General features: G+C 63.9%; 26 protein-coding genes. 16 read left to right on the forward strand and 10 right to left on the reverse strand.

The annotated features are described in order from the left end of the window. Nucleotides 1–51: 51 nt before the first annotated feature. From RFM52_RS26585 to RFM52_RS26600, 4 genes are all read right to left on the reverse strand, one after another. Nucleotides 52–1,188, reverse strand: coding sequence for a sterol desaturase family protein (locus RFM52_RS26585; protein WP_320296504.1), 1,137 nt, complete (start codon nucleotides 1,186–1,188; stop codon nucleotides 52–54). Nucleotides 1,189–1,425: 237 nt separating this feature from the next. After that, nucleotides 1,426–2,286: a lytic transglycosylase domain-containing protein gene (locus RFM52_RS26590; RefSeq protein WP_320296503.1), complete on the reverse strand. Its 861-nt coding sequence runs from the start codon at nucleotides 2,284–2,286 to the stop codon at nucleotides 1,426–1,428. Nucleotides 2,287–2,290: 4 nt separating this feature from the next. After that, a complete protein-coding gene (gene ispG, locus RFM52_RS26595) occupies nucleotides 2,291–3,541 on the reverse strand; it encodes a flavodoxin-dependent (E)-4-hydroxy-3-methylbut-2-enyl-diphosphate synthase (protein ID WP_320296502.1) in 1,251 nt (416 codons plus the stop codon). 244 nt (nucleotides 3,542–3,785) lie between these two features. Then, on the reverse strand, nucleotides 3,786–3,965 hold the full coding sequence (locus RFM52_RS26600) for a YdcH family protein (protein ID WP_027166662.1): 180 nt from the start codon (nucleotides 3,963–3,965) through the stop codon (nucleotides 3,786–3,788). 241 nt (nucleotides 3,966–4,206) lie between these two features. On the opposite strand from RFM52_RS26600, the gene RFM52_RS26605 reads away from it, so the two are divergent. Next, nucleotides 4,207–4,410: a YdcH family protein gene (locus RFM52_RS26605; protein ID WP_320230990.1), complete on the forward strand. Its 204-nt coding sequence runs from the start codon at nucleotides 4,207–4,209 to the stop codon at nucleotides 4,408–4,410. Nucleotides 4,411–4,526: 116 nt separating this feature from the next. Here RFM52_RS26605 and RFM52_RS26610 read toward each other — a convergent pair whose 3' ends face one another. Next, nucleotides 4,527–5,327 (reverse strand): IclR family transcriptional regulator, encoded by an 801-nt coding sequence (locus RFM52_RS26610; RefSeq protein ID WP_320296501.1) that lies wholly within the window; start codon nucleotides 5,325–5,327, stop codon nucleotides 4,527–4,529. 124 nt (nucleotides 5,328–5,451) lie between these two features. On the opposite strand from RFM52_RS26610, the gene RFM52_RS26615 reads away from it, so the two are divergent. The 8 genes from RFM52_RS26615 to RFM52_RS26650 all read left to right on the forward strand — a co-directional run bounded on the left by RFM52_RS26615 (nucleotide 5,452) and on the right by RFM52_RS26650 (nucleotide 11,999). Next, on the forward strand, nucleotides 5,452–6,324 hold the full coding sequence (locus RFM52_RS26615; RefSeq protein WP_430699264.1) for a transporter substrate-binding protein: 873 nt from the start codon (nucleotides 5,452–5,454) through the stop codon (nucleotides 6,322–6,324). Nucleotides 6,325–6,496: 172 nt separating this feature from the next. Further along, nucleotides 6,497–7,162 carry an amino acid ABC transporter permease gene (locus tag RFM52_RS26620; RefSeq protein WP_320296500.1) on the forward strand — a complete coding sequence of 222 codons (666 nt, stop codon included), beginning with the start codon at nucleotides 6,497–6,499 and terminating at the stop codon, nucleotides 7,160–7,162. Between the two features lies 1 nt (nucleotide 7,163). Next, nucleotides 7,164–7,814 carry an amino acid ABC transporter permease gene (locus RFM52_RS26625; protein WP_320296499.1) on the forward strand — a complete coding sequence of 217 codons (651 nt, stop codon included), beginning with the start codon at nucleotides 7,164–7,166 and terminating at the stop codon, nucleotides 7,812–7,814. Between the two features lie 4 nt (nucleotides 7,815–7,818). Beyond that, a complete protein-coding gene (locus RFM52_RS26630) occupies nucleotides 7,819–8,628 on the forward strand; it encodes an amino acid ABC transporter ATP-binding protein (protein ID WP_320296498.1) in 810 nt (269 codons plus the stop codon). Nucleotides 8,629–8,666: 38 nt separating this feature from the next. After that, a complete protein-coding gene (locus RFM52_RS26635) occupies nucleotides 8,667–9,128 on the forward strand; it encodes a RidA family protein (protein WP_320296497.1) in 462 nt (153 codons plus the stop codon). A gap of 19 nt (nucleotides 9,129–9,147) precedes the next feature. Then, nucleotides 9,148–10,353 (forward strand): aminotransferase class V-fold PLP-dependent enzyme, encoded by a 1,206-nt coding sequence (locus RFM52_RS26640; RefSeq protein ID WP_320296496.1) that lies wholly within the window; start codon nucleotides 9,148–9,150, stop codon nucleotides 10,351–10,353. Between the two features lie 75 nt (nucleotides 10,354–10,428). Further along, nucleotides 10,429–10,926, forward strand: a complete 498-nt coding sequence (purE, locus tag RFM52_RS26645; protein ID WP_320216736.1) for a 5-(carboxyamino)imidazole ribonucleotide mutase — start codon at nucleotides 10,429–10,431, stop codon at nucleotides 10,924–10,926. Further along, complete coding sequence (locus RFM52_RS26650) at nucleotides 10,923–11,999, forward strand: 5-(carboxyamino)imidazole ribonucleotide synthase (RefSeq protein ID WP_320296495.1); 1,077 nt, start codon at nucleotides 10,923–10,925, stop codon at nucleotides 11,997–11,999. Before purE ends, RFM52_RS26650 begins: the two co-directional genes overlap by 4 nt. A 128-nt stretch (nucleotides 12,000–12,127) precedes the next feature. Here the strand turns inward: RFM52_RS26650 and RFM52_RS26655 are convergent, their stop codons facing one another. Next, the gene (locus RFM52_RS26655) at nucleotides 12,128–12,553 is read right to left on the reverse strand and encodes a lysozyme inhibitor LprI family protein (RefSeq protein WP_320296494.1); all 426 of its coding nucleotides are present in this window, start codon (nucleotides 12,551–12,553) and stop codon (nucleotides 12,128–12,130) included. Between the two features lie 244 nt (nucleotides 12,554–12,797). Between RFM52_RS26655 and ykgO the strand changes: the two genes are divergently transcribed. From ykgO to RFM52_RS26670, 3 genes are all read left to right on the forward strand, one after another. Next, nucleotides 12,798–12,923: a type B 50S ribosomal protein L36 gene (ykgO, locus tag RFM52_RS26660; protein WP_006203764.1), complete on the forward strand. Its 126-nt coding sequence runs from the start codon at nucleotides 12,798–12,800 to the stop codon at nucleotides 12,921–12,923. A 144-nt stretch (nucleotides 12,924–13,067) separates the two neighbouring features. Continuing rightward, nucleotides 13,068–13,688 carry a tetratricopeptide repeat protein gene (locus RFM52_RS26665; protein ID WP_320296493.1) on the forward strand — a complete coding sequence of 207 codons (621 nt, stop codon included), beginning with the start codon at nucleotides 13,068–13,070 and terminating at the stop codon, nucleotides 13,686–13,688. Nucleotides 13,689–13,859: 171 nt separating this feature from the next. Next, complete coding sequence (locus RFM52_RS26670; RefSeq protein WP_320296492.1) at nucleotides 13,860–14,921, forward strand: alpha/beta fold hydrolase; 1,062 nt, start codon at nucleotides 13,860–13,862, stop codon at nucleotides 14,919–14,921. Between the two features lie 11 nt (nucleotides 14,922–14,932). On the opposite strand, the gene pyk is transcribed toward RFM52_RS26670, so the two are convergent. Next, nucleotides 14,933–16,360 (reverse strand): pyruvate kinase, encoded by a 1,428-nt coding sequence (gene pyk, locus RFM52_RS26675; protein WP_320296491.1) that lies wholly within the window; start codon nucleotides 16,358–16,360, stop codon nucleotides 14,933–14,935. Then, nucleotides 16,357–16,845 carry a DUF1036 domain-containing protein gene (locus RFM52_RS26680; RefSeq protein ID WP_430699263.1) on the reverse strand — a complete coding sequence of 163 codons (489 nt, stop codon included), beginning with the start codon at nucleotides 16,843–16,845 and terminating at the stop codon, nucleotides 16,357–16,359. Before RFM52_RS26680 ends, pyk begins: the two co-directional genes overlap by 4 nt. A gap of 235 nt (nucleotides 16,846–17,080) precedes the next feature. On the opposite strand from RFM52_RS26680, the gene RFM52_RS26685 reads away from it, so the two are divergent. The 3 genes from RFM52_RS26685 (at nucleotide 17,081) to RFM52_RS26695 (ending at nucleotide 19,790) form a co-directional block, all read left to right on the forward strand. After that, nucleotides 17,081–17,878 carry an N-formylglutamate amidohydrolase gene (locus RFM52_RS26685; RefSeq protein ID WP_320296489.1) on the forward strand — a complete coding sequence of 266 codons (798 nt, stop codon included), beginning with the start codon at nucleotides 17,081–17,083 and terminating at the stop codon, nucleotides 17,876–17,878. Between the two features lie 26 nt (nucleotides 17,879–17,904). Further along, nucleotides 17,905–18,213: a DUF1244 domain-containing protein gene (locus RFM52_RS26690; RefSeq protein ID WP_320296488.1), complete on the forward strand. Its 309-nt coding sequence runs from the start codon at nucleotides 17,905–17,907 to the stop codon at nucleotides 18,211–18,213. Nucleotides 18,214–18,596: 383 nt separating this feature from the next. Beyond that, nucleotides 18,597–19,790 (forward strand): MFS transporter, encoded by a 1,194-nt coding sequence (locus RFM52_RS26695; protein ID WP_320296487.1) that lies wholly within the window; start codon nucleotides 18,597–18,599, stop codon nucleotides 19,788–19,790. A gap of 181 nt (nucleotides 19,791–19,971) precedes the next feature. Here RFM52_RS26695 and RFM52_RS26700 read toward each other — a convergent pair whose 3' ends face one another. Further along, on the reverse strand, nucleotides 19,972–20,865 hold the full coding sequence (locus RFM52_RS26700; protein ID WP_320296486.1) for a LysR family transcriptional regulator: 894 nt from the start codon (nucleotides 20,863–20,865) through the stop codon (nucleotides 19,972–19,974). Nucleotides 20,866–20,961: 96 nt separating this feature from the next. On the opposite strand from RFM52_RS26700, the gene RFM52_RS26705 reads away from it, so the two are divergent. Continuing rightward, complete coding sequence (locus RFM52_RS26705; protein ID WP_320296485.1) at nucleotides 20,962–21,918, forward strand: SDR family oxidoreductase; 957 nt, start codon at nucleotides 20,962–20,964, stop codon at nucleotides 21,916–21,918. Here the strand turns inward: RFM52_RS26705 and RFM52_RS26710 are convergent, their stop codons facing one another. Then, complete coding sequence (locus RFM52_RS26710) at nucleotides 21,919–22,077, reverse strand: DUF3309 family protein (protein WP_320296484.1); 159 nt, start codon at nucleotides 22,075–22,077, stop codon at nucleotides 21,919–21,921. Between the last annotated feature and the right edge of the window lie 128 nt (nucleotides 22,078–22,205).

Consider the following 22,205-nt stretch of genomic DNA (forward strand, 5'->3'; position numbering starts at 1 on the left):
CAGGACAGGGGGGTGCTGTCCCGCCGACTCTGAATATTTGTTTTCGAGCTTCTACGCGCGCCGGAACGGATAGAGGAATTGCCGCCAATATCCTTTCGGCACCGGATGGCCATGAATGCCATAGCCCTTTGGCCAGCGTCCCTCGGGCAGGTGATAGGTGCCGAACAGCCGATCGAGTAACGGGAAATGGATGGCGAAGTTGACGTCGATCGCCTCCTTCTCGAGGCCGTGATGCCAGTGATGGAAGCGCGGCGACACCAGCACCTTTTCGACCGGGCCGAAACTGGTTCCGATGTTGGAATGGATGAAGGACGAATAGACGTAGACGATCAGGATATAGGTCTGGATCGCCGATTCATCGAAGCCGAGCACGAACATCGGCGTGGCCGTCAGGCTGCGCAGCACGATGATTTCCAGGAAATGCATCCGCGCGCCGGCAATCCAGTCCATCGACTTGGCCGAATGATGCACGGCATGGAAATTCCACAGGAACGGGATGCGATGGAAAGCCCTATGCACCCAATATTGGGCAAGATCGGTCAGGAACATCACCGCCAGCAGTTGCACGATCCAGGGCAGGTCGTGGACCCAGGCACGCACCGAACCGAGGCCGCCTTGCGCGTTGACGAAATTGGACGGCGCGAGCGTCAGGTAGGTCAGTATCTGCACCAGCAGCGACGAGACCAGATAGTAGAACAGGTCTTCGCGCCATTCGTCGCGGAACACTGTCTGAGCCCTGTTGCGGGCGAAAATGCGCTCCAGCGGAACGAACAGGACCCCCATGAACAGGGCGTTCAGGATGAAGAAGTCGAGGCCGAAGAAGACCCCTTCGATCCGCAGCTCGTGACGCGCCGGCAGCATGCCGATGAGCGAGGCCAGGAGCACGGTGACCATCGCCGCCGCGCCGAGCGTCTTTTCCCTGCGCAGCATCATGCTCAGGATGGCCAGGATGTAGCCGGAGATAAGCACGAAATAGAGGACCGGCTTGAAGAACAGCATCTGGTGGATGGGCGCCAGGTCCGGCATCGAGGTCAGCGTCGGGTAGCGCAACACGATGACCATCAGGAGGGCGGTGATACCGGCGAGCAATGCGATCGAGCCGGACAGCCAACCGGAGCCGAACGGTCGCTTGGTGCGCGGCGTTTCGAGCTCGCCGACAACCCTTTTAAGGAAATTCCCCTCCGGCATGATGCCTCCCTTGTAAGACCGCGAATAAAAATACGCGCGGAAATAACTGACCCCGCCCTTACTACCGCAAAGCGCATTAAGATTTAACCGCCGCCGCCCTGACAAGCAGATTCTCGTCGCAACATTAGCAATTGGCTACCGGCGTTGTTGGCGGCAGGGGAAGCTCGAGCCCCTGCAAGGAATGCATGTCGCTACAAGCTGAATGTCTGCTGGATGTGGCGCGCGCACGCCCCGGCATCACCGGTTGCGCAACACCACGCAGGCGCCGCCGACGCTTTGCATCTTGTTGCAGATGCCGTCGGCCTCGCCGCGCGAGTTGGCGCCGATCCTGACCGCGTAGATGCCGCGCCGGCCGATCGGCGTGCGCACCCGGCTCACCACCGGGTCATGGCTGGCGAGCAAGGCCGGGAACCGGCTCCTGACCTTCAGCCATTGGTCGATCGCTGCGGAGCGGCGGAAATTGCCCGCCACCTGCACGCCCCACGGCTTGACGTTGATCGAGGCCATGGCGACGGTTCGCGACATGATCACCGGCAACCGGCGGCAGGCAACCGCGAAGCTCATCTTGGGATCGAGCGGCTGGACGGTCCCGGCATAGGACTTGTCCGAGAACTTGTCGACGGGCTCGCCCATGACGTCGAAGACATAGCTTTCCGTCTCCATCGGCAGGAAGCCGCCCGAACTCAGCCAGCGCGACACGCGGTTCTCGCCGGCATTGTAAGCCGCGGCCGCAAGCCCGAGATTGCCGTAGCCGGCCTTCATCTCGGCGAGATATTTCGCCGAAGCCGGAATGGCCTGCTCGATGTCGAAGGGATCGGCAAGACCGCGCATCTTGGCGGTGCCCGGCATGAATTGCGCGATGCCTTCGGCGCCGACCGGGCTGACCGCGTTCGGATCGAAGCGGCTTTCCTTCCAGATCAGCCGGGCGAAGAAATCCCTGGGCAGTCCGCTCTCTAGGGCCTGGGTCTCGATCAGATCGCAGACACGGTTGATCAGCCGTTTGCCGGCGGACCGCGACTGCGGCGGGTCCGCCAGCGCTTGAGCGGTAAGGATCAGCACGCAGATCAGGATCAGCGTCGCGCGCGGCAAAAGCGGCATCGGCCTACTCGGCCGCTGCCTTGCCGTGTCCGTAGCGCTGCTCGATATAGTCGCCGACCATCTTCTCGAAATCCTGCGCGATCGACGGACCGCGCAGCGTCGCCGCCTTCTTGCCGTCGATGAAGACGGGCGCCGTCGGCGTCTCGCCGGTGCCGGGCAAGGATATGCCGATATCGGCATGCTTGGATTCGCCCGGACCGTTGACGATGCAGCCCATCACCGCGACCTTGAGGTTCTCGACGCCCGGATATTTCTCGCGCCACACCGGCATGTTCTTGCGGATATCGGCCTGGATGCTCTGGGCGAGTTCCTGGAATACGGTTGACGTCGTTCGCCCGCAGCCGGGGCAGGCCGCGACGATCGGCACGAACTGCCGGAAGCCCATGGTCTGCAGCAATTCCTGCGACACCTGCACCTCCCGGGTGCGGTCGCCATTCGGCTCCGGCGTCAGCGAGATTCGGATCGTGTCGCCTATGCCCTGCTGCAACAGGATGCCCATCGCCGCGGAAGAGGCGACAATGCCCTTGGTGCCCATGCCGGCTTCGGTGAGACCCAGATGCAGCGCATGGTCGGAGCGGGTTGCGAGCTCGGTGTAGACGGCGATCAGGTCCTGCACGCCGCTGACCTTGGCCGACAGGATGATCTTGTCGCGACCAAGCCCGATCTCTTCCGCCATCTCGGCCGACAGGATCGCAGACTGCACGATCGCCTCGCGCGTCACTTCCTGCGCGGTAAGCGGAAAGCCCTTAGCCTGGTTGTCGTCCATCAGCCGGGTCAAAAGCTCCTGGTCGAGGGAGCCCCAGTTGACGCCGATGCGAACCGGCTTGTCATATCTGATCGCCATCCCGACGATCGCCGCGAACTGCCGGTCCTTCTTGTCCTTGAAGCCGACATTGCCGGGATTGATGCGGTATTTGGCCAGCGCCTCGGCGCAGGCCGGATGATCGGCCAGAAGCTTGTGGCCGATATAGTGGAAGTCGCCGACCAGCGGCACCTCGATACCGAGCCTCAGCAGCCGCTCATGGATGCGCGGAACCGCCGCCGCGCTCTCGTCGCGGTCGACCGTGATGCGCACGATTTCCGAGCCGGCGCGATGCAGCGCCGCGACCTGGGCGACGGTCTGGTCGACGTCGGCGGTGTCGGTGTTGGTCATCGACTGCACGACGACCGGCGCGCCGCCGCCGACGATCACGCCGCCGACCGATACGCCGACCGACGTGCGCCGCGGGAAGGGAGAGGAAAAATATCCGGTCATGCCGGCCGCCTTCATCTGGGAGTTCCGGGCATGAGGTGGCGGAGCAAAGATGGCTTGTCAATGGCAAGCCGCGGGCAAGGCCGGCAAATCGGCTGCAGCCGTGCGAAAAACGCCGACTCTGCCGATCGCAAGATCTGCGACCGAACTTTCCATCGATTTCAGTTAAAAAGCACCACGCCGGTGGCATTTCTTGCCACCGGCAGTCTCACCGCGGCGGGTTGCGGTGATGGTGCCTGGAAGAGCTTCAGTGTGTCGTTGGGCTACCCTTCAGCTTTTCAATCTCGTCCTTGATTGCCAGCTTGCGTCGCTTGAGATTCACGATTTCGAGGTCGTCGACCGAAGGATGGTTCATCGCATCGGTGAGCTCGCGCTCGATGTCACCGTGTTTCCGCTGCAACTCATCAAGATGGGACGCAAGAGACATGATTGGTTCTCCCTTTCATGGTTTCCTCGATTGCAGCCGTCGCGGACGCCTCCACCGCAGGTTGCGACTGTGACGGCACAATGACAGTTTGCCACCAAGCGATCTCGATGTCGAATGCCACGTGGTAGCATTCCACGGCAAAGTGAAATGTGATATGAGCCGCGCGCCGGCCACAACAGACAACCCAACCGGTCCCGCCCACACAGCCCGATTGGGCGATGCATACGCTAAACGGTAGATAATGTCCGAACAGGAACAGGCTGAAATACGCCTCGAATATTCCCGGCTCAAACAAGAACACGCCGATTTCGACGCCGCCATCAACGCGATGATCGCCACGGGCTGCGACCCGCTTCAGATCCAGCGCATGAAAAAGAAGAAGCTGCTGCTGAAAGACCGGTTGTCGGCGCTGGAAGACCGCATCATTCCCGACATCATCGCCTAGAGCAAAGCTCACTCACTAGAGCAATTCCAGGAAAAGTGTGAGCGGTTTTCCGTTCGGAATTGCATAAAAACAAAGGGATAGAGCGGTTTGCCGTCTCCGTGAAACGGTGAAACGCTCTAAGAGATCGAAAGCCTGGCCGCGCGCTCGCGCAGCACGGCAACGAGTTCGTCGGTCCGCTCCCCGGATGTGTCGATCGGCACCACCAGGCACATCGTCGCCTCGACCGTGCCAGGGGCCGAGAACACCGGCGCCGCAAGGCATTTGGTGTAGGCATCGACCAGGCCTGACGTGACGCAATAGCCGGTGACGCGGGCCCGCGCGATGTCGTCGATGAAATCGTCGAGCAGGAGCTTGCGGCCGTCGGGCAGCACGAGATCGTCTTCAGAGACCATCGCTTCGATCCGGCCTCGGTCGAGGCCGGCAAGCAGCAGTCGGCCGGAGGCTGTCCAGGGCAGCGGGATCTGCAGGCCGGTGGCCGAGCTGATGCGGAACGGCCTTGTGCCCGGGCTCGAATGGATGATCGTGTAACGGCCGCTCTGCAGCATGCAGAGTTCCGACGTCTCGCCGGTCTCGCGCGACAGCGCGTCGACCTCCTGACGGCCGCGCCTGAGCAGATCATTGCCCCGCATATAGGCCATTCCATAGAGATAGAGCTTCTTGCCGAAATAGACGCGGTTGCCGTCGCCGGCCATTTCCAGCAGCCCGGCTTCGACCAGTTCGCGCACCAGCGTGTAGGTCGTCGAGCGCGGGGCATTCAGCCTCTTGGCCAGCTCGCCGATGCCGATCGCGCGCTGGTTGGCATGCAGGAATTCCAGCATGTTCAAGACTCTGTTGAGGCCCTTCTCGCGCGAGCCCGCCGGCCGCTCTTCGTCCGCGCCTTCGCCCGGCCACCCGGTCAACGTTTCACTATCTTGCATTGCTCATTCCTGGTGTTAGTATCTGTCCTGTACAGGATACACACGTCTCTTGTAAGAGACAAATGCTTTGTCGATTGCCGGCGCGTGTATTCACAAGGGGAACACAACACGAAAGGAGGTCGCCGTGAACGACACATCCGGAAGACGTGATTTTCTGAAATTGGGTATGGCGGGGCTGGCCACCGCCGGCGCGCTCACCGCAGTCAGCGCCGAGAAGGCGGCGGCGCAGGCTGCGTCCGACAGCGTGCTGCGCACCGCGCTCGATCGCGGCAAGCTGATCGTCGGCACCGGCAGCACCAATGCGCCGTGGCACTTCGAGAACGATGCCGGAGAGCTGGTCGGCATGGACATCACCATGGGCCGCATCCTCGCCAAGGGCCTCTTCGACGACCCGACCAAGGTCGAGTTCGTCACCCAGGATCCGGCGCAGCGCATCCCGAACGTGACGACCAACAAGGTCGACATCACCATCCAGTTCATGACCATGACCGCGCAGCGCTCGCAGCTGATCCATTTCTCGCGGCCTTACTATGTCGAAGGCGTCGCGCTGCTCACGCTGCCTGGCTCCGAGAACAAGACCTTCGACAAGCTCCTGGCGAACGGCGCCGCCACCCGCATCTCGATCCTGCAGAATGTCGACGCCGAGAGCTCGGTGCACTTCGCCCTGCCGCAGGCGCAGGTGCTGCAGATCGACACCCAGGCCAACGTATTGCAGGCGCTGGAATCGAAACGCGCCGACGCCGCTGCGGTCGATCTGTCGACGGTGCGCTGGCTCGCCTCGCGCAATCCGGACAAATATTTCGACGCCGGCAAGAGCTGGTACTCGATGCTGTACGGCGCTGCCGTCCGACAGGGCGATCTCGACTGGCTGACCTTCGTCAACCAGACCTTCACCATTGCGATGTTCGGCCATGAGACGGCGCTCTACGACGCCGCCTTCAAGGAGTATTTCGGACAGGAGCCGCCGCCACGCCATCCGGGCTTCCCGGTCATCTGACCAGGCCGGCGGAAGCGCGCGGTAAAGCGCTCTTCCGCCTGTTTCTCCTCGACACCGGCCATGCGGATGACGAATCCTAGAGCAATTTCAGGAAAAGTGTGAAGCGGTTTTCCGTCTGAAATTGCGTCAAACAAAGAGATCGTTCGTCACCGCGAGCCATTGAGATGGACGCATGGGCTATACGCTCAATTTCAACCTGATCTGGCGGCATTTCGACAAGCTGTGGGGCGGCCTGCTGCTCAGCCTCGAGCTTGCCGTCATCTCGATCGCCATCGGCATCGTCATCGGCCTAGTGCTGGCAGTCTGGTATGTCTCGGCCGGGCGCGTCGTGCGCGCCTTCATCGCCGCTTACGTCGAGTTCATCCGCAACGTGCCGCTGATCCTGCTGGTCTATCTGGTCTTCTACGGCCTGCCGACCGTTGTTGACCTTGCCTATAGCGCGCAGACCTCGTTTGTCGTCACGCTGTCGGTCTATAGCGGCGCCTATCTGGTCGAGGTGTTTCGCTCCGGCCTGGAGGCCGTGCCGCGCGGCCAGCTCGACGCCGGCAAGGCGATCGGCCTGACGCCGTGGCAAAGGCTGATCCATGTGCGCCTGCCGACGATGTTGCGCATCACGCTGCCGGCGCTGTCCAACACCTTCATCTCGCTGTTCAAGGACACCTCGATCGCCTCGGTCATCTCGGTGCCCGAGCTCACCTACGGCGCCCAGTGGATCAACTTCAACACATTCCGCATCGTCGAGGTCTACCTGGTGACGACGGCGATGTATCTGGTCACGGGCTACGCTCTTCTCTTTGCGCTCCGCCTCGTCGAGCGTCGGTTCAGGACGGCACGCTGAGATGCTCGGCCAGATCGCCTATGCCCTGCCGTTCCTCGCCGAAGGCTTCGCGCTGACGCTGTGGGTGTCCCTCCTCGTCGTGGTGCTGTCGCTGATCGCCGGCGTCATCCTCGGCGTTGGCCTCGTCTATGGCCCCGCGCCGGTGCGCTGGGCGGTGCGCATCTTCAGCGACACCATCCGCGGCATTCCGATCCTGGTGCTGATGTTCTTCGTCTATTACGGCCTGCCGGCGATCGGCGTGCACCTCCAGTCCTTCTGGGCCGCCGTGCTGGCGCTGACGCTGTTCAAGACCGCCCAGGTCGTCGAATATCTGCGCGGCGCCGTCGCTTCCATCCCGAAGGGCCAGTCGGAGGCGGCGATGGCGATCGGCCTTACCTTCCGCCAGCGCCTTGCCTACGTCATCTTCCCGCAGGCCTTCCGACGCTTCCTGCCGCCCTGGATCAACGGCGTCACCGACGCGGTGAAGGGCAGCGCCCTGGTGTCGCTTCTCGGCATCACCGATCTGATGCAGGCGATCAACCAGGTCATCGGCCGCACCTATGAGGCGATGCCGCTCTATATCCTCGGCGCCCTGATCTATTTCGCCGTCAACTACGCGCTTTCATACGCCAGCCGGCGGCTGGAACGGCGCTTCGCTTTCATCCGGGACTAACGCGATGGCCAAAAGTTCGAACGACAGCCCAGCACTTCTGGATATTGCCGAGGTCTCGAAATCCTTCGGCTCGGTCGAGGTGCTGCGCTCGGTCAGCCTGCAAGTTGCGAAGGGCGAGGTGGTCACCGTCATCGGCCCGTCCGGCAGCGGCAAGACCACGCTGCTGCGCTGCGTCAACTTCCTTGAGAGCTATGACAGCGGCTCGATCCGCATCGACGGCAAGGAAGTCGGTTTTCGCCCCGGCCCTGCTCGCGACTCCGGCACGCGCCAGCGGCGCAGCGAGCGCGACCTGGCCGCGATGCGCGCCGAAACCGGCATGGTGTTCCAGAGCTTCAATCTTTTCCCGCATCTGACGGCGGCCGGCAACATCATGCTCGGCCTCACCAAGGTGCGCGGCAAGAGCAGCACGGAGGCGCGCTCGATCGCCGAGCATTGGCTGGGCCGCGTCGGCCTCGCCCACAAGGCCGACAGCCTGCCGGCCGAATTGTCCGGCGGCCAGCAGCAGCGCGTCGGCATTGCCCGCGCGGTCGCCATGGAACCGAAGATCCTGCTGCTGGACGAGATCACCTCGGCGCTCGACCCGGAGCTCGTCGGCGAGGTGCTGGCGGTGGTGCGCAGCCTCGCCGAGGACGGCATGACCATGGTGATGGTGACGCACGAGATGGCCTTCGCCCGCGATGCGTCAAGCCGCATCGTCTTCATGGCCGATGGCGGCGTTTCGGCCGTTGGACCGCCGAAGGAAGTCCTTGCCGCGGAGACCACCAATGAGCGCCTCCGCACATTTCTGGCGCGCTTCCGCGCCTCGCATTTCTGAAAGCGGATGGCCTTAAGCCATCCAAGGAGTACCCTTCCATGTCGCCTTACATACGGCTCGCCGAACTCGGCCTGACACTGCCGGAGCCGCCGATGCCGATCGCCAATTTCGTTACCCATGCCGAAAGCGGCCGGCTGATCTTTCTTTCAGGACAGGGCCCGCTTCGCGCCGACGGCACGCTCTGCACCGGCAAGGTCGGCGACGACGTCACCGTCGAGCAGGCCTATGAGCATGCCCGCCTCACCGGCCTCAATCTGCTCGCCGTCATGCATGCGGCGGCAGGCGATCTCGGCCGCATCGTGCGCGTGGTGAAACTGCTCGGCTTCGTCAACGCGACCCCGACCTTCAGCGAACACCCCAAAGTGGTCAATGGCTGCTCCGACCTCTTCGCCGACGTCTTCGACAACATCGGCGGCCATGCCCGCTCGGCGATCGGCGTCGGCTCACTGCCACGCAACATCACTGTCGAAATCGAAGCGGTCGTCGAGATCGCGGCCTGATTTAACGGAGTCCATTCACATGAAAACCTATTCTGACGCCGGCTCCAACACCACGATCCGCGAGCGCCTCGGCTTGAGACCGATCATCAACGTCTCCGGCACAATGACGACGCTGGGCGCTTCGATCATCGTTCCCGAGGCGATCAGCGCCATGGCCGAGATCGCTTCGCAATGGGTGGAGATGGACGATCTGCAGCGCGCCGCGAGCGCGGTCGTCGCACGCCTCACCGGCGGCGAGGCCGGTTTCATCACCGCTTGCTGCGCCTCGGGCATCACCATGGCGATCGCCGGCGCGATGACCGGCACCAACCTTTTGGCGATCGAGCGGCTGCCGGACGACACCGAAGGGCTGAAGTCGGAAGTTGTCATCCAGCTCGGCCATATCGTCAACTATGGTGCGCCGATCGACCAGTCGATCCGTGTCGCCGGCGCCAAGGTCATTCCGTCGGGAACCGTCAGCGTCACCCAGGACTATCACGTGCGCGAGGCGATCAACGAGCGCACGGCGGCAGCCCTCTATGTCGTCGCGCATCACACGGTGCAATACGGCATGCTTTCGCTGGAGGAATTTTGCGAGATCTGCCACGCCAAGGGCGTGCCGGTGATCGTCGACGCGGCTTCGGAATACGATCTGCGCAGCTTCCTGGCGCGCGGCGCCGACATCGTCGTCTATAGCGGCCACAAATTCCTTTCAGGCCCGACCAGCGGCATCGTCACCGGCCGGAAAGACCTGGTGCGCGCAGCCTATCTGCAGAACCGCGGCGTGGCGCGCGCCATGAAGGTCGGCAAGGAAAGCATTGCCGGCACCATGGCCGCGCTCGACGCCTGGGAGAAACGCGACCACGCCGGCATCCGCCGGCGCGAGGAGGCGGCGCTCAATCTCTGGAAGGATGCCCTGCAAGGCATTCCCGGCGTCGGTGCTGAGATCATTCCCGACCCGACCAGCAATCCGCTCGACCGCCTGCAGGTCTACGTGCGGCCGGAAAGCCGCTTCACCGCCGCCGGCCTCGCATCGGCACTGGCCGCCGGCTCGCCGCCGGTCATTGTGCGCAACCACGAGGTCGAGCGCGGCCATTTCTTCCTCGACCCCTGCAACCTGCATCCGGGCGAGGCCGAAATCGTCGCCGAGCAGCTGCGGGCCGTGCTGACGGCCAAGGAGCGTCCCGCCGATGCGATGAAGATCGCCCGCAAGGATTCGGCGGGCTCGCTGCGCTGGCCGGACTAGGTTCGCGGCGTCGACAATCCTTGCGGCTGCCAGCGAATTCCGCTAAGGCGCGCCTTTGCCGCCGGGAGCGAACCCTTGACCGATCAGCGTGCCGACGTCGCCATCATCATGGGCAGCCAGTCCGACTGGGCGACGATGCGCCAGGCGGCGGAAACGCTTGAAGCGCTGGGCATCCCGCACAAGAGGCTGATCGTCTCCGCGCACCGCACGCCCGACCGCCTCTATGAGTTCGCCAAGGGCGCCAAGGCCGCAGGCTTCAAGGTCATCATCGCCGGCGCCGGCGGCGCGGCGCATCTGCCCGGCATGACGGCGGCGATGACGCCGCTACCCGTGTTCGGCGTTCCGGTCGAGTCCAAGGCGCTGTCGGGCCAGGACTCGCTTCTCTCCATCGTGCAGATGCCGGCCGGCATCCCGGTCGGCACTTTGGCCATCGGCAAGGCGGGTGCAGCCAACGCCGCCCTTCTCGCCGCCGCCGTGCTGGCGCTGAACGACGACAAGCTCGCCGCTCGGCTCGACGCCTGGCGTTCGGCCCAAACCGCCAAGGTCGCCACCGAGCCGACGGACGCGCCGTGAGCCTGGCTCCGGGTTCGACCATCGGCATCATCGGCGGCGGCCAGCTCGGCCGCATGCTGGCGATGGCCGCAGCGCGTCTCGGCTACCGTATCGTCGTGTTGGAACCGCAGGCCGACTGCCCGGCCGCACAGGTCGCCAACCGCCAGATCGTCGCCGCCTATGACGATCCGGCAGCGCTCGCCGACCTGGCCGCCGCCAGCGCCGTCGTCACCTATGAATTCGAGAATGTCCCGGTCGCCGCCGCCGAAACGCTCGCGGCAAAGGTTCCGGTCTATCCGCCGGCACGCGCGCTCGAAGTGGCGCAGGATCGCGTCACCGAGAAGAGCTTCCTCAACGGCATCGGCATTCCCACGGCGGCATTCCGCCCGATCGACAATGATGATCAGCTGACCGAGGCCCTCAAGGTGTTCAATGGCAGCGGCGTGCTGAAAACCCGCCGCATGGGTTATGACGGCAAGGGCCAGCGCGTCTTCCGCAACATGGAAACGGCCGGCTTTGCCGGCGTCTGTGATGCGATGGGCAATGTGCCGCTCATCCTGGAATCGCTCGTCGCTTTCGAGCGCGAGATTTCGGTGATCGCCGCGCGCGGCCTCGACGCGACCGTTGCCGCCTTCGATCCGGCCGAAAACGTCCACAGCGAAGGCATATTGCGCAGCTCGACCTTGCCGGCCGCCATCCGCCCGGAAACGGTGGCCGCCGCCAAGGACGCGGCCGCGAAAATCCTGTCCGCGCTCGACTATGTCGGCGTCATCGGCGTCGAGTTCTTCGTGCTTGCCGACGGTTCGCTTCTGGCCAACGAGCTGGCGCCGCGCGTGCACAATTCCGGCCACTGGACGGAAGCCGCCTGCGTCATCTCGCAGTTCGAGCAGCATATCCGCGCCGTCGCCGGCCTGCCGCTGGGCTCGCCCGCCCGGCATTTTGACTGCGTGATGGAAAACCTGATCGGCGACGACATGCTGAAGGTGCCGGCGCTGCTTAACGAGCCCGATCTGATGCTGCATCTCTACGGCAAGGCCGAGTCGCGCCCCGGCCGCAAGATGGGCCATTTCACGCGCCTCATCAGGCCGAAATAACGCCCTGGAGCAATTCCACGGAAAGTGTAAGCGGCTGGGCTCGGCGCCTTCGCCATAGCCTTCCGTCCGGAATTGCGTGAAAACAAGAAGATAGGCGTCTCGCCGTTTCCGTGAAACGGAGAACCGCCCTATTGCATATCCTGGTCGTCGCCGCCCGCGTCCGAGCCGGCGCAGCCTGGATCGCTCAGCTTGCAGTTGGCGCCGGAGGTGAGCTGTTTTATGCGATCGTTGGTGAGCGTCGTCAGGCACTCCGAAACCTCCATCGGATGGATGGAGCCGCCCTCGCTGTCCGCGGTCGTATAGGCGCATTCGGCGTCGCGGAAAGCGATCCAGGCACGCTGCGCCGTCTGCAAGAGCTTGTTCGAGGCCTGATCGTTGCTGCCGACGATGTTCTTGTACGCAGCATTGAGCTTGGCATCGGCGGCCTGATAGTCGGCGTCGGCGCAGATGTTCAGCATCGACTGGCTGTCGTCATTGCGGTCGCAATCCTCGGCAAAGGCGGCCGGGGCGGTCGCAAGCAAGACCAGACAGACAGGCAGAAGCAGGCGGCGCATGTGGTATCTCCGGTCGTTTCGCCGAGATTGCACCATTCCAGCCGGCTCTGAGTCGCGCAATGCCGCGCCGCCGCGATGGCGAATATTTGATATGCCGGCCCACTTGTGGCATTCGGACATCGTCACGTGGTTGACACGGACAACACTCCTCGTTTATGAGCCACCGCAAGTTCAAAGGCGCGCTTTTTTCGGGCGCGCCTTTAAAATTCGGCCCGGGACGGGCCCTGACCGAACAGGCAAGACCATGAAGATCAAGAATTCGCTCAAGGCGCTCAAGGCGCGTCACCGCGACAACCAGCTGGTTCGCCGCAAGGGACGCATCTACATCATCAACAAGACCGCTCCGCGCTACAAGGCGCGCCAGGGCTGAGCTTTGCGCGCGGCTTGATGCATGTCGCCCGAAAGGGAGCGGCATGCGAAGAGACCATACCGCGCTGATGTCGAGTGCCGGTTCGCCGGCCCTCTCACGCTAAAATCATTTGGACGATCCGCCGCCCGGGATTAGATTCCGGCGATGCGGATTCGTTTTGCATTTCTCACCGCCCTTTTGCTGTCCGGCGCAGCTTTGCCTGCAGGAGCAGAAGAGGTGCAAGGCGCGCTGCCTCCAGATGCCGCGCCGCCCGCCGCGACACCGCCGCCGGTCGCTCCGACCAAACAGGGCCGCCTCGACCAGCTCTTCGCCGAGTTGAAGCGCGAGCGCAACGAAAAGGCCGCCGAGCGCATCGCCGGCCGCATCTGGAACGAGTGGAACCAGTCCGGCAGCGCCTCGGTCGACCTGATGATGCAGTGGGCGCAAAAGGCGACGCAAGACCAGAAGTTCGACGTCGCGCTCGACTTCCTCGACCAGGTGGTGACCTTGCAGCCCGATTATGCCGAAGGCTGGAACCGGCGCGCCACCGTCCATTTCATGATGAAGAATTACGGGAAGTCGATGGCCGACATCGACCGCACCCTGCAGCTCGAGCCGCGCCATTTCGGCGCGCTTTCGGGCCTCGCCCAGATCATGGCCGAGACCGGCCACAAGCAGTCGGCGCTGGAAGCCTGGCAAAAGGTGCTGACGATCTATCCCATGATGCGCAGCGCCCAGGACCAGGTTTCGACGCTTTCGGAGGACCTGGCCGGCGAGGGAATTTAGGCAGTAGGAATTAGGCAATAGGCAATAGGGCTCTGAACGCCCACTACTGCCTACTGCCTACTGCCTACTGCCTACTGCCTACTGCCTACTGCCTACTGCCTACTGCCTACTGCCTACTGCCTACTGCCTACTGCCCAAAACCAAACTCCCTTCACGCCCGTATCTCCCCGCATGAACCTCGTCTGCGCCGCCTTCCTCTTCCTCGTCGCGCTCGTCTTTGCCCTGGCCGGTGTCACCCGCGCCGGCATCTGGTCGATCGAACGCCGCAACCCGCCTGCCGGCGCGTTCGCCGAGATCGATGGCGCGCGTATCCACTACGTCCATATCCCGGCGCCGGCCGGCGCCGACCTGCCGCCGGTCGTCTTCATCCATGGCGCCAGCGCCAATCTCAAGGACCAGATGCTGCCGCTGGAGCCGCTGCTCGAGGGCCGCGCCGAAATGCTGTTCCTCGATCGTCCGGGCTTTGGCTGGTCGGAGCGCGGCGACAATGAAACGCTTGCAACGCAGGCCGACACCATTGCCGCGCTGATGGACCGGCTGGGAATCGAGAAGGCAGTCATCGTCGCCCATTCCTTCGGCGGCGCGATCACCACGGCCTTCGCCCGCCAGCATCCTGACAAGACGCTGGGACTGGTCTTTCTCTCGCCCGCCACGCATCCATGGCCGGGCGGCGCGACCGCCTGGTATTACAAGCTGACGGCCGTTCCCGTGGTCGGCTGGCTGTTTTCCGAAACGCTCGCCTATCCGGCCGGGTTGGCGCAGATCGGCGGCGCGACGTCTTGCGTCTTTTCGCCGAACGACGTGCCCGATCGCTATGTCGACAAGGCCTCGATCCCGCTGGTGCTGCGGCCGTCCGCCTTCCGCGCCAACGCCCGCGATGTCGCCCAGCTCTACGACTATGTCAGCGCCGCCGCGCCTGCTTATCGCGAGATCAAGGCGCCGACCGTCGTCATCTCGGGCGATCGCGACAAGGTGGTCTATGCCACGATCCATTCCATCGGCCTGGAGCGCGACATTCCCGGCGCCGAACTGGTCTGGGTCCACAATCTCGGCCACAAACCGGACTGGATCGCACCCGACCTCGTGGTCGGTGCGATCGGGAAGGTCGCGGGCAAGCATGTCGATCTGCAAGCGATGGCCAAGACGGTGGAGAACCGCCTCGCCGGTGACACGCAAGGCGCCGGCAAATGTCCTGAGCTCCAAGTGCCCGACGCCGAGTTGGCGCCGGGCTAGAGCGCCGCAGGTCAGTGCGTGTCCGACCCCACATACGCAATCCGCAGCATATTGGTCGAGCCCGGCGTCCTGAGCGGCACGCCGGCGGTGATGATCACCCGGTCCCCAGGCTTGCCAAAACCTTCTTCCAGCGCAATCCGGCAGGCCCGGTCGACCATGTCGTCGAGGTCGGTCGCATCCGGCGAGACGACGCAATGCGTGCCCCATAGCAGCGACAGCCGGCGCGCGGTGTTGAGGATCGGCGACAGCGCCACGATCGGCACCTGCGGGCGCTCGCGCGCGGCGCGCAAGCCGGTGGTGCCGGACGCGGTGTAGGAGATGATTGCCGCTAGTTTCAGCGTCTCGGCGATCTCGCGCGCGGCCAGCGAAATGGCGTCGGCGCCGGTGGCCTCGGGTTCGGAACGCTGCGCGTTGATGATGCCGGCATAGGTCGGGTCGGTTTCGACCTTGGTGGCGATGCGGTTCATCATGGCGACCGCCTCGACCGGATAGGCGCCGGCCGCGGATTCGGCCGAAAGCATGATCGCATCGGCGCCTTCGAAGACGGCGATCGACACGTCGGAGACCTCGGCGCGGGTCGGCACGGGCGCGGTGATCATCGATTCCAGCATCTGCGTCGCGATCACCACCGGCTTGCCGGCGCGCCGCGCCGCGCGCGTGATCTGCTTCTGGATGCCGGGCACGGCTTCGATCGGCATCTCGACGCCGAGATCGCCGCGGGCGACCATCAGCGCGTCGGAGAGCTCGATGATTTCGGGGAGCCGGGCGACCGCCTGCGGCTTCTCGATCTTGGCCATGATCAGCGCGCGGCCGCGCGCGATCTTGCGGGCCTCCGCCAGGTCCTCCGGCCGCTGCACGAAGGACAGCGCCACCCAGTCGACGCCGGTGGCAAGCACCGCGTCGAGATCGGCGCGGTCCTTCTCGGTCAGTGCGCCGACCGGTAGGTCGGTGTCGGGCAGGCTGACGCCCTTCTTGTCGGAGATGATCGAGCCGGCGACGACGGTGCAGGTGATCGACTTGCCGTCGGCCTTCACCGCCTTCAATTCCAGCTTGCCATCGTCGATCAAAAGTCTGTGACCGGCCTCGACCGAGCTCAGGATTTCCGGATGCGGCAGGAAGACACGGCTGGAATTGCCGGGCTCCGGATTGTTGTCGAGAGTGAACGTCTGCCCCGGAGTCAGCGCTTCCTTGACGTTGGCGAACTTGCCGACCCTGAGCTTCGGACCCTGCAGGTCGGCGAGGATGCCGATGGGACGGCCGACGGCTTCCTCGACCGCACGGATGCGGCCGACCAGCGTGCGCATCAGCTCGTGGTCGGTATGGCTCATATTGATACGGAAGACATCGGCGCCCGCTTCGAAAAGCTTTCTCAGCATTTCCTCGGAGGAGGAAGCCGGACCGATGGTGGCGAGGATCTTGACCTTGCGGTTACGTCTCATTGACTGTTTGTTCCCGGAGCGGGGGCGCTTGGTGCGCCTCCCGTTGCGGGCTCGTCGGTCAGCTGGACCATCCAGCTGGCCTGCTCGCCCGTGTCATATTCCTGAAATCCGGCGCGCTGAAAGCCCCGGGCGACGCAATCATTGACGCCGGCGATCTTGAACTCTTTTTCGGCGACGCACATGTTGATCGGGCCGTCCCAGCGCCCGCCGCGTTCGGCGTCTTCTGCATAAAGATAATAAAATCTTGATGACAGCGGACCCTCTATCAGCGTCTTGCAGGTCGATCCTTCGATGTGCCACCAGCCCTCGGTGATCCAGCCGGCCTTGGCGCGATAGCCGATGCCGACGCCCACCAGATTTTGCGTTGCGTTGCAGACGCGGAAGTCGGCCCGGGCCGGCGAGGTCGCGGCTATCGCGAAAAATCCCGCGCCGACGATCAGCAACGGCACGGCCAGGCGCTTGCGCAACCGGCCGGCAAAATCCATCGCAGATCCCCTTGCGAACCACATTTGCATCTCTCGAAGCCCCTTTTCAGCAAACTCCGGTCGCATGTCAACGCGCCGTTTTGTTCAATTCCAATCGATTTAGAAGGGCCCGCGCGCAAATTCTCCCCACGGCGGGGATTTTTTGCAGAAACCTTGGCCAAACAACGGCATTGCGCCGGCGTCCTCTTCGTGGAATGACGATACCACATCGCAGCCGCCATCCCCTTTTCAGCCGATGACCCGATCCACAGTTTTCACGCCGTTCGACATTGTCGAGGGTGACCGCAAGAAAGGCGTCGTGCTTCTGGCCGATCACGCCCGCCGCGGCCTGCCCGAAGAGTATGGCAGTCTCGGTTTGCCGGCGGCCGAATTCGAGCGTCACATCGCCTATGACATCGGCGTCGAGACGGTGACGCGTGAGCTCGCCGCCCTGCTAGACGTGCCGGCGGTGCTTGCCGGCTTCTCGCGGCTGCTGATCGACCCCAACCGGGGCGAGGACGACCCCACCATGATCCGCCAGCTCTATGACGGCACCGTGGTGCCGGGAAATTATCCGATTGCCCGGGAGGAACGCGAGAGGCGGCTCGACCGTTTCTACCGGCCCTATCACGACGCCGTCGGCGCGATGATCGCCTCCGTGGCGCATGCCTCGGGCAAGGCGCCGTTCATCTTCTCCGTGCATTCCTTCACGCCGGTGATGCAGGGTTTTGTCCGCCCCTGGCATGTCGGCGTGCTGTGGGACCGCGACGACCGCGTGGCGCGACCGCTGATCGACATGCTCGCCGAGGACAAGACACTCGTCGTCGGCGACAACGAGCCCTATGACGGCGCGCTGCGCGGCGACACCATGTTCCGCCACGCCATCGTCAACGGCTACGCCCATGCGCTGATCGAAATCCGCCAGGACCTGATCGCCGACCGCGCCGGCGCCCTCGCCTGGGCCGATCGCCTGGCGCCGATCGTTGACGCCATCGACCGGCGTCCCGATATACATGAGGTGAAAATGTTCGGCTCGCGCACCGGACCCGTGTGACGAGCCGACAGTCCTGGAGTTCCTCGATGACCGAACTCACTGACGACCAGAAACGCGACTTTGAGGCGACGGCCTTCCGTCGGCTGGTGGCGCATCTGCGCGAACGCGGCGATGTCCAGAACATCGACCTGATGAACCTCGCCGGCTTCTGCCGCAACTGCCTGTCCAACTGGTATCGCGAAGCCGCCGACGCCAAGGGTGTCGCGCTGTCGAAGGACGAGTCGCGCGTGATCATCTACGGCATGCCCTATGCCGAATGGCAGGCGCTCAACCAGACCGAGGCGTCGGAAGCCAAGAAGGCCGAGTTCGAGGCGAAGCGGCCTAGGGATCATTAATGATGCCGATCGCCTTCGCGGCTTCGTCATTCTAGGGCGAAGCAAGGAGCGAAGCGACGCGCGCAGACCCTAGAATCCATTCCGTGAGGTCTGCCGAAGAGCACGGCGGTTCAGAACATGATCGTAACGGCGCGACCCCGGGGAACGTTCTGCATCGTAGCGAAGCTCCCAGGTCACGGCATGGATCCTCGGGTCTGCGCGCGTCGCTTCGCTCCTTGCTCCGCCCGTGGATGACGATCGGAGGGGCGTTTCGGCCAATCTCCACGGCAGCAGCTTACCACGAACGTACTCCCTTGGTCCAAGCACTTCCTTTCCGCGGCCCTTGACCTCAAATTGAATCGATCTAATTTGCCCGCGAAGCCTTTGGCGCAGCGGAATTCACTATGACCTTGCAAACCACGATGCAGGACGCGACGCGCGGCCGCTGGGCCGTGGCCGGCATTTTCCTTGCCAATGGTTTTCTGACGGGCAGCTGGGCGCCGCAGATTCCGGTATTCCTTACCCGGCTCGACATCACCAGATTCACGCTCGGCCTGCTGATCCTGCTGTTCGGCGTCGGCGCCGTCATAGCCATGACCTGGTGCGGCCATCTCATTTCCAGACACGGCTCGCGCACCGTGACGCGTTGGTTTGGCATCTGCGGCAGCTTCGGCCTGCTGATCGTGGCGCTCGCGCCCAACGTTCCCCTGGCGGCCATTGCCATGCTCATCTTCGGCGGCTCGATCGGCGGCATGGATGTCGCCATGAACTCGAATGCCGTCGTGGTGGAAAGAAGGCTTTCCCGAGCGATCATGTCGTCCTCACACGGCTTCTGGAGCCTTGGCGGCTTCGCCGGCGGCGCGCTCGGCGGCTATTCGATCCAGACCTACGGCTATCTTCCCCATGCCGTCGTGGTCACGGTCGTCGCCTTTGCCGTGATCGCCTTTGCCATTCGCTATCTTGTCGCCGAGGACCGGCCGCAGGCCGTCGAGCACCAGAAATTCACGCTGCCGCGGCACACCGCCGTCTACCTGGTCGGGCTGATGGCGCTGCTCACCATGATCTCGGAGGGCGCGGTGCTCGACTGGGCGGCGCTCTTCCTGCACCAGGAGTTGGGCGCCGATCTCGCGGTCGCCGGACTCGCCTATGCCGCCTTCTCCGGCGTCATGGCGCTGATGCGTTTCCTGGGCGACGGCGTGCGCAACCGCTTCGGCGCGGTGGCGACCTTGCGCGGCTCGGCGCTGGTCGCCGCGGCCGGCATGCTGGTCGCCGGCCTCTCGCCCTCGCCTTACTTGGCCATCGCCGCTTTCGCCTTCTGCGGCTTCGGTATCGCCAACATGGTGCCGATCCTCTTTTCAGCCGGCGGCAACCAGGAAGGCATGTCGTCCGGCACCGGCATGAGCGTCGTCACCACCATGGGCTATTCCGGCATCCTGGTGGCGCCGTCGGCGATCGGCTTCGTCGCCGAGCATTCGAGCTTCGGCCCGATCTTCGTTGCGCTATCCGGGCTGCTGGTCATCGTGCTTTTGATGGCAGGCCTCGCTCACCGGGCCGAATTCGCTCCCGAGCCGGATGGATTTCAGGTCGGATCGACCTGAAATCATCCGGCTCCAATGCATGTCGCCCAGAAGTGCGCAGCGGTTCTGGGACAACGACATGCATCAAAACAAAGGCTTAAAGCGTGTCGCCTGAATCCGTTTCAGCGTGACGCGCTTTAGGATCAGGGAAATAGAGCATGATGCCGTCCGAAAACCGCTTCGAACTTTTCAGCATCATGCTCTAGCCGGTGCCGGCGGAGTAGCGCTTCAGTTCCTCATGCAGAAAATCCGCCACACGGCGGATGCGCATGCTGGTGCGCACGTCGCGATGCATGGCGAGCCACACAGGCAGAACCGGCAGCGGCACATCGGGCAGCAGCTTCTCCATATCCGGATCGCGGTCCGCCAGCGGCTCCTGGCCGAGGCCGATGCCGTTGCCGGTCCGCACCGCCTCCCACAGCACGATCTGGTTGTCGGTCCGGAAACGGAAATGGCTGCGGCCGACCGGGATGCCGAACGAGGTGAAGCCGCGAATGATCTCGTCGCTGCGGTCGAAACCGACCAAGGCGTGCTCGGCGAGGTCGGCGGCAGTTTCCGGGCGGCCGCGCCGGTCGAGATAGGCGCTTGCCGCGCATAGGCAGAGCGGGATGTCGGTGACTTTGCGCGCCACCAGCTCGTTCTGCGCCGGCCTGACCATGCGGATGGCGATATCGGCATCGCGGCGCAAAAGGTTCTCGACCTGGTTCGAGGCGACGATCTCGACCTCGATGCCCGGTTCCTCCTCGCCGAGACGCGCCATCATGTCCGGCAACACAAAGGCGGCGACCACCTCCGAGGCAGCGATGCGCACCGTGCCCTCGATCGCCTCGACGGAGCCCAGCGCCAGCAGCGAAAACGCATTGGCCTGCTCGCTGACCGTTCGGCCGCGCTCGTAGAGCGTGCTGCCCGCCTCGGTCAGCTCGTAGCCACGCCGCCCACGCCGGAACAGAGTGACGCCGAGGGCTAACTCGAGCTCGGCGATGTGACGGCCGAGCGTCGGCTGGCTGGCCGTAAGCCTGCGCGCCGCGGCCGAAAGGCTGCCGGTATCGGCGACCGCCACGAAACTCTTGATCAGGTTCCAGTCGAATTCCTTCATTCATTTTTGAATAACAGAACGCCAAAGAAGGTCAATTTCAATTCGCTCGTGAACGCCTCACATTAACCGGGCAAACGCAAGCAACGGAGAGAACAAATGACCAAGATCGCAATCCTCGGCGCCAATGGCCGGCTCGGCCGCGTGGTCGGCAAGGCTTTCATCGACGCCGGCTTCGATGTCCGCGCCGTGACCCGCACCGGCAAGGTGCCGGCGGAGCTCAAGGGCGCCACGGCAGTCGCCGGCGACGCGCTCGATCGCGACTCCCTGATCCGCGCCACCGAAGGCGTCGACATCATCTTCAACGGCCTGAACCCGATCTACACCGACTGGGGCAAGTGCATGCCGATGGCCGAGAACGTCATGGCTGCCTGCCGGGCGAACGACACGCTGCATCTCTTCCCGGGCACCGTCTACAATTACGGCTCGCCGATGCCGCAGGTCATCACCGAGGACACGCCGTTCCATCCGACCACCGAGAAAGGCCGCATCCGCTGCGCAATGGAGGCGCTGTTCCGCGGCGAGGCCGAAGCCGGCCGGGTGCGCACCATTATCCTGCGTGCGGGCGATTTCTTCGGTGGCACCGGCAGCGGTTCCTGGTTCGACCTCGTCGTCGCCGCAAAAATGAACAAAGGCGTCTACACCGCGCCTGGCCCGGCCGACCTGACGCATGAATGGGCCTACCTGCCGGACTTCGCCGTCGGCTTCGTCGGCCTGGCGAAGAACCTCGACAAGCTCGGCTTCTACGAAGCCATCAACTTCCCCGGCCACGCCATCACCGATCTCGACATGAAGGCCGCGGCCGAGAAGGCGCTCGGCCGCAAGCTGAAGCTCTCCTTCATGCCCTGGTGGGTGCTGCGCGCCGGCAGCCCGTTCGTGGCCATGTGGCGCGAGATCGTCACCATGTCCTATCTGCGCTTCGAAGCGCACCGGCTCACCTCGACGCGGCTCGAGGAGGTCATCGGCGAAATCCCGCACACCCCGCTCGACCAGGCGGTGAAGGAAGCGCTGCAGGATATCGGTATCGCCGTGGAACCCGTTAGCCGGGCCGCCTGATCAGACCCTGCCCATCAACAAAAGGATCAGCAGCACGATCAGGATGACGCCGACGATGCCGGACGGCCCGTAGCCCCAGGAACGCGAATGCGGCCAGGCCGGCACGGCGCCGATCAGGATCAGAACCAGGATTATTACGAGAAGTGTCGTGATGGTCATGAGAAACCCTCGCCGTCCAAAGCAATTCCAGGAAAAGTGTGAGCGGTTTTCCGTCCGGAATTGCGTAAAAACAAAGAGATAGGGCAGTTCGCCGTTTCCGTGAAACGGTGAAACGCACTAATCGAACT

Origin of the sequence: Mesorhizobium humile, from assembly GCF_033977215.1 — a bacterium.
Lineage (GTDB): Bacteria > Pseudomonadota > Alphaproteobacteria > Rhizobiales > Rhizobiaceae > Mesorhizobium > Mesorhizobium humile.

What these genes read in the sequence shown, in the direction of transcription:
- RFM52_RS26665 (WP_320296493.1), top strand. Translation starts at nt 13,068, where the DNA reads ATGCGGATTCGTTTTGCATTTCTCACCGCCCTTTTGCTGTCCGGCGCA.
- RFM52_RS26705 (WP_320296485.1), top strand. Translation starts at nt 20,962, where the DNA reads ATGACCAAGATCGCAATCCTCGGCGCCAATGGCCGGCTCGGCCGCGTG.
- RFM52_RS26610 (WP_320296501.1), bottom strand. Translation starts at nt 5,327, where the DNA reads ATGCAAGATAGTGAAACGTTGACCGGGTGGCCGGGCGAAGGCGCGGAC.
- RFM52_RS26605 (WP_320230990.1), top strand. Translation starts at nt 4,207, where the DNA reads ATGTCCGAACAGGAACAGGCTGAAATACGCCTCGAATATTCCCGGCTC.
- ykgO (WP_006203764.1), top strand. Translation starts at nt 12,798, where the DNA reads ATGAAGATCAAGAATTCGCTCAAGGCGCTCAAGGCGCGTCACCGCGAC.
- RFM52_RS26600 (WP_027166662.1), bottom strand. Translation starts at nt 3,965, where the DNA reads ATGTCTCTTGCGTCCCATCTTGATGAGTTGCAGCGGAAACACGGTGAC.
- pyk (WP_320296491.1), bottom strand. Translation starts at nt 16,360, where the DNA reads ATGAGACGTAACCGCAAGGTCAAGATCCTCGCCACCATCGGTCCGGCT.
- RFM52_RS26625 (WP_320296499.1), top strand. Translation starts at nt 7,164, where the DNA reads ATGCTCGGCCAGATCGCCTATGCCCTGCCGTTCCTCGCCGAAGGCTTC.
- RFM52_RS26585 (WP_320296504.1), bottom strand. Translation starts at nt 1,188, where the DNA reads ATGCCGGAGGGGAATTTCCTTAAAAGGGTTGTCGGCGAGCTCGAAACG.
- RFM52_RS26690 (WP_320296488.1), top strand. Translation starts at nt 17,905, where the DNA reads ATGACCGAACTCACTGACGACCAGAAACGCGACTTTGAGGCGACGGCC.
- RFM52_RS26685 (WP_320296489.1), top strand. Translation starts at nt 17,081, where the DNA reads ATGACCCGATCCACAGTTTTCACGCCGTTCGACATTGTCGAGGGTGAC.
- RFM52_RS26700 (WP_320296486.1), bottom strand. Translation starts at nt 20,865, where the DNA reads ATGAAGGAATTCGACTGGAACCTGATCAAGAGTTTCGTGGCGGTCGCC.
- RFM52_RS26635 (WP_320296497.1), top strand. Translation starts at nt 8,667, where the DNA reads ATGTCGCCTTACATACGGCTCGCCGAACTCGGCCTGACACTGCCGGAG.
- RFM52_RS26640 (WP_320296496.1), top strand. Translation starts at nt 9,148, where the DNA reads ATGAAAACCTATTCTGACGCCGGCTCCAACACCACGATCCGCGAGCGC.
- RFM52_RS26655 (WP_320296494.1), bottom strand. Translation starts at nt 12,553, where the DNA reads ATGCGCCGCCTGCTTCTGCCTGTCTGTCTGGTCTTGCTTGCGACCGCC.
- RFM52_RS26590 (WP_320296503.1), bottom strand. Translation starts at nt 2,286, where the DNA reads ATGCCGCTTTTGCCGCGCGCGACGCTGATCCTGATCTGCGTGCTGATC.
- ispG (WP_320296502.1), bottom strand. Translation starts at nt 3,541, where the DNA reads ATGACCGGATATTTTTCCTCTCCCTTCCCGCGGCGCACGTCGGTCGGC.
- RFM52_RS26680 (WP_430699263.1), bottom strand. Translation starts at nt 16,845, where the DNA reads ATGGATTTTGCCGGCCGGTTGCGCAAGCGCCTGGCCGTGCCGTTGCTG.
- RFM52_RS26710 (WP_320296484.1), bottom strand. Translation starts at nt 22,077, where the DNA reads ATGACCATCACGACACTTCTCGTAATAATCCTGGTTCTGATCCTGATC.
- RFM52_RS26620 (WP_320296500.1), top strand. Translation starts at nt 6,497, where the DNA reads ATGGGCTATACGCTCAATTTCAACCTGATCTGGCGGCATTTCGACAAG.
- RFM52_RS26630 (WP_320296498.1), top strand. Translation starts at nt 7,819, where the DNA reads ATGGCCAAAAGTTCGAACGACAGCCCAGCACTTCTGGATATTGCCGAG.
- RFM52_RS26670 (WP_320296492.1), top strand. Translation starts at nt 13,860, where the DNA reads ATGAACCTCGTCTGCGCCGCCTTCCTCTTCCTCGTCGCGCTCGTCTTT.
- RFM52_RS26695 (WP_320296487.1), top strand. Translation starts at nt 18,597, where the DNA reads ATGACCTTGCAAACCACGATGCAGGACGCGACGCGCGGCCGCTGGGCC.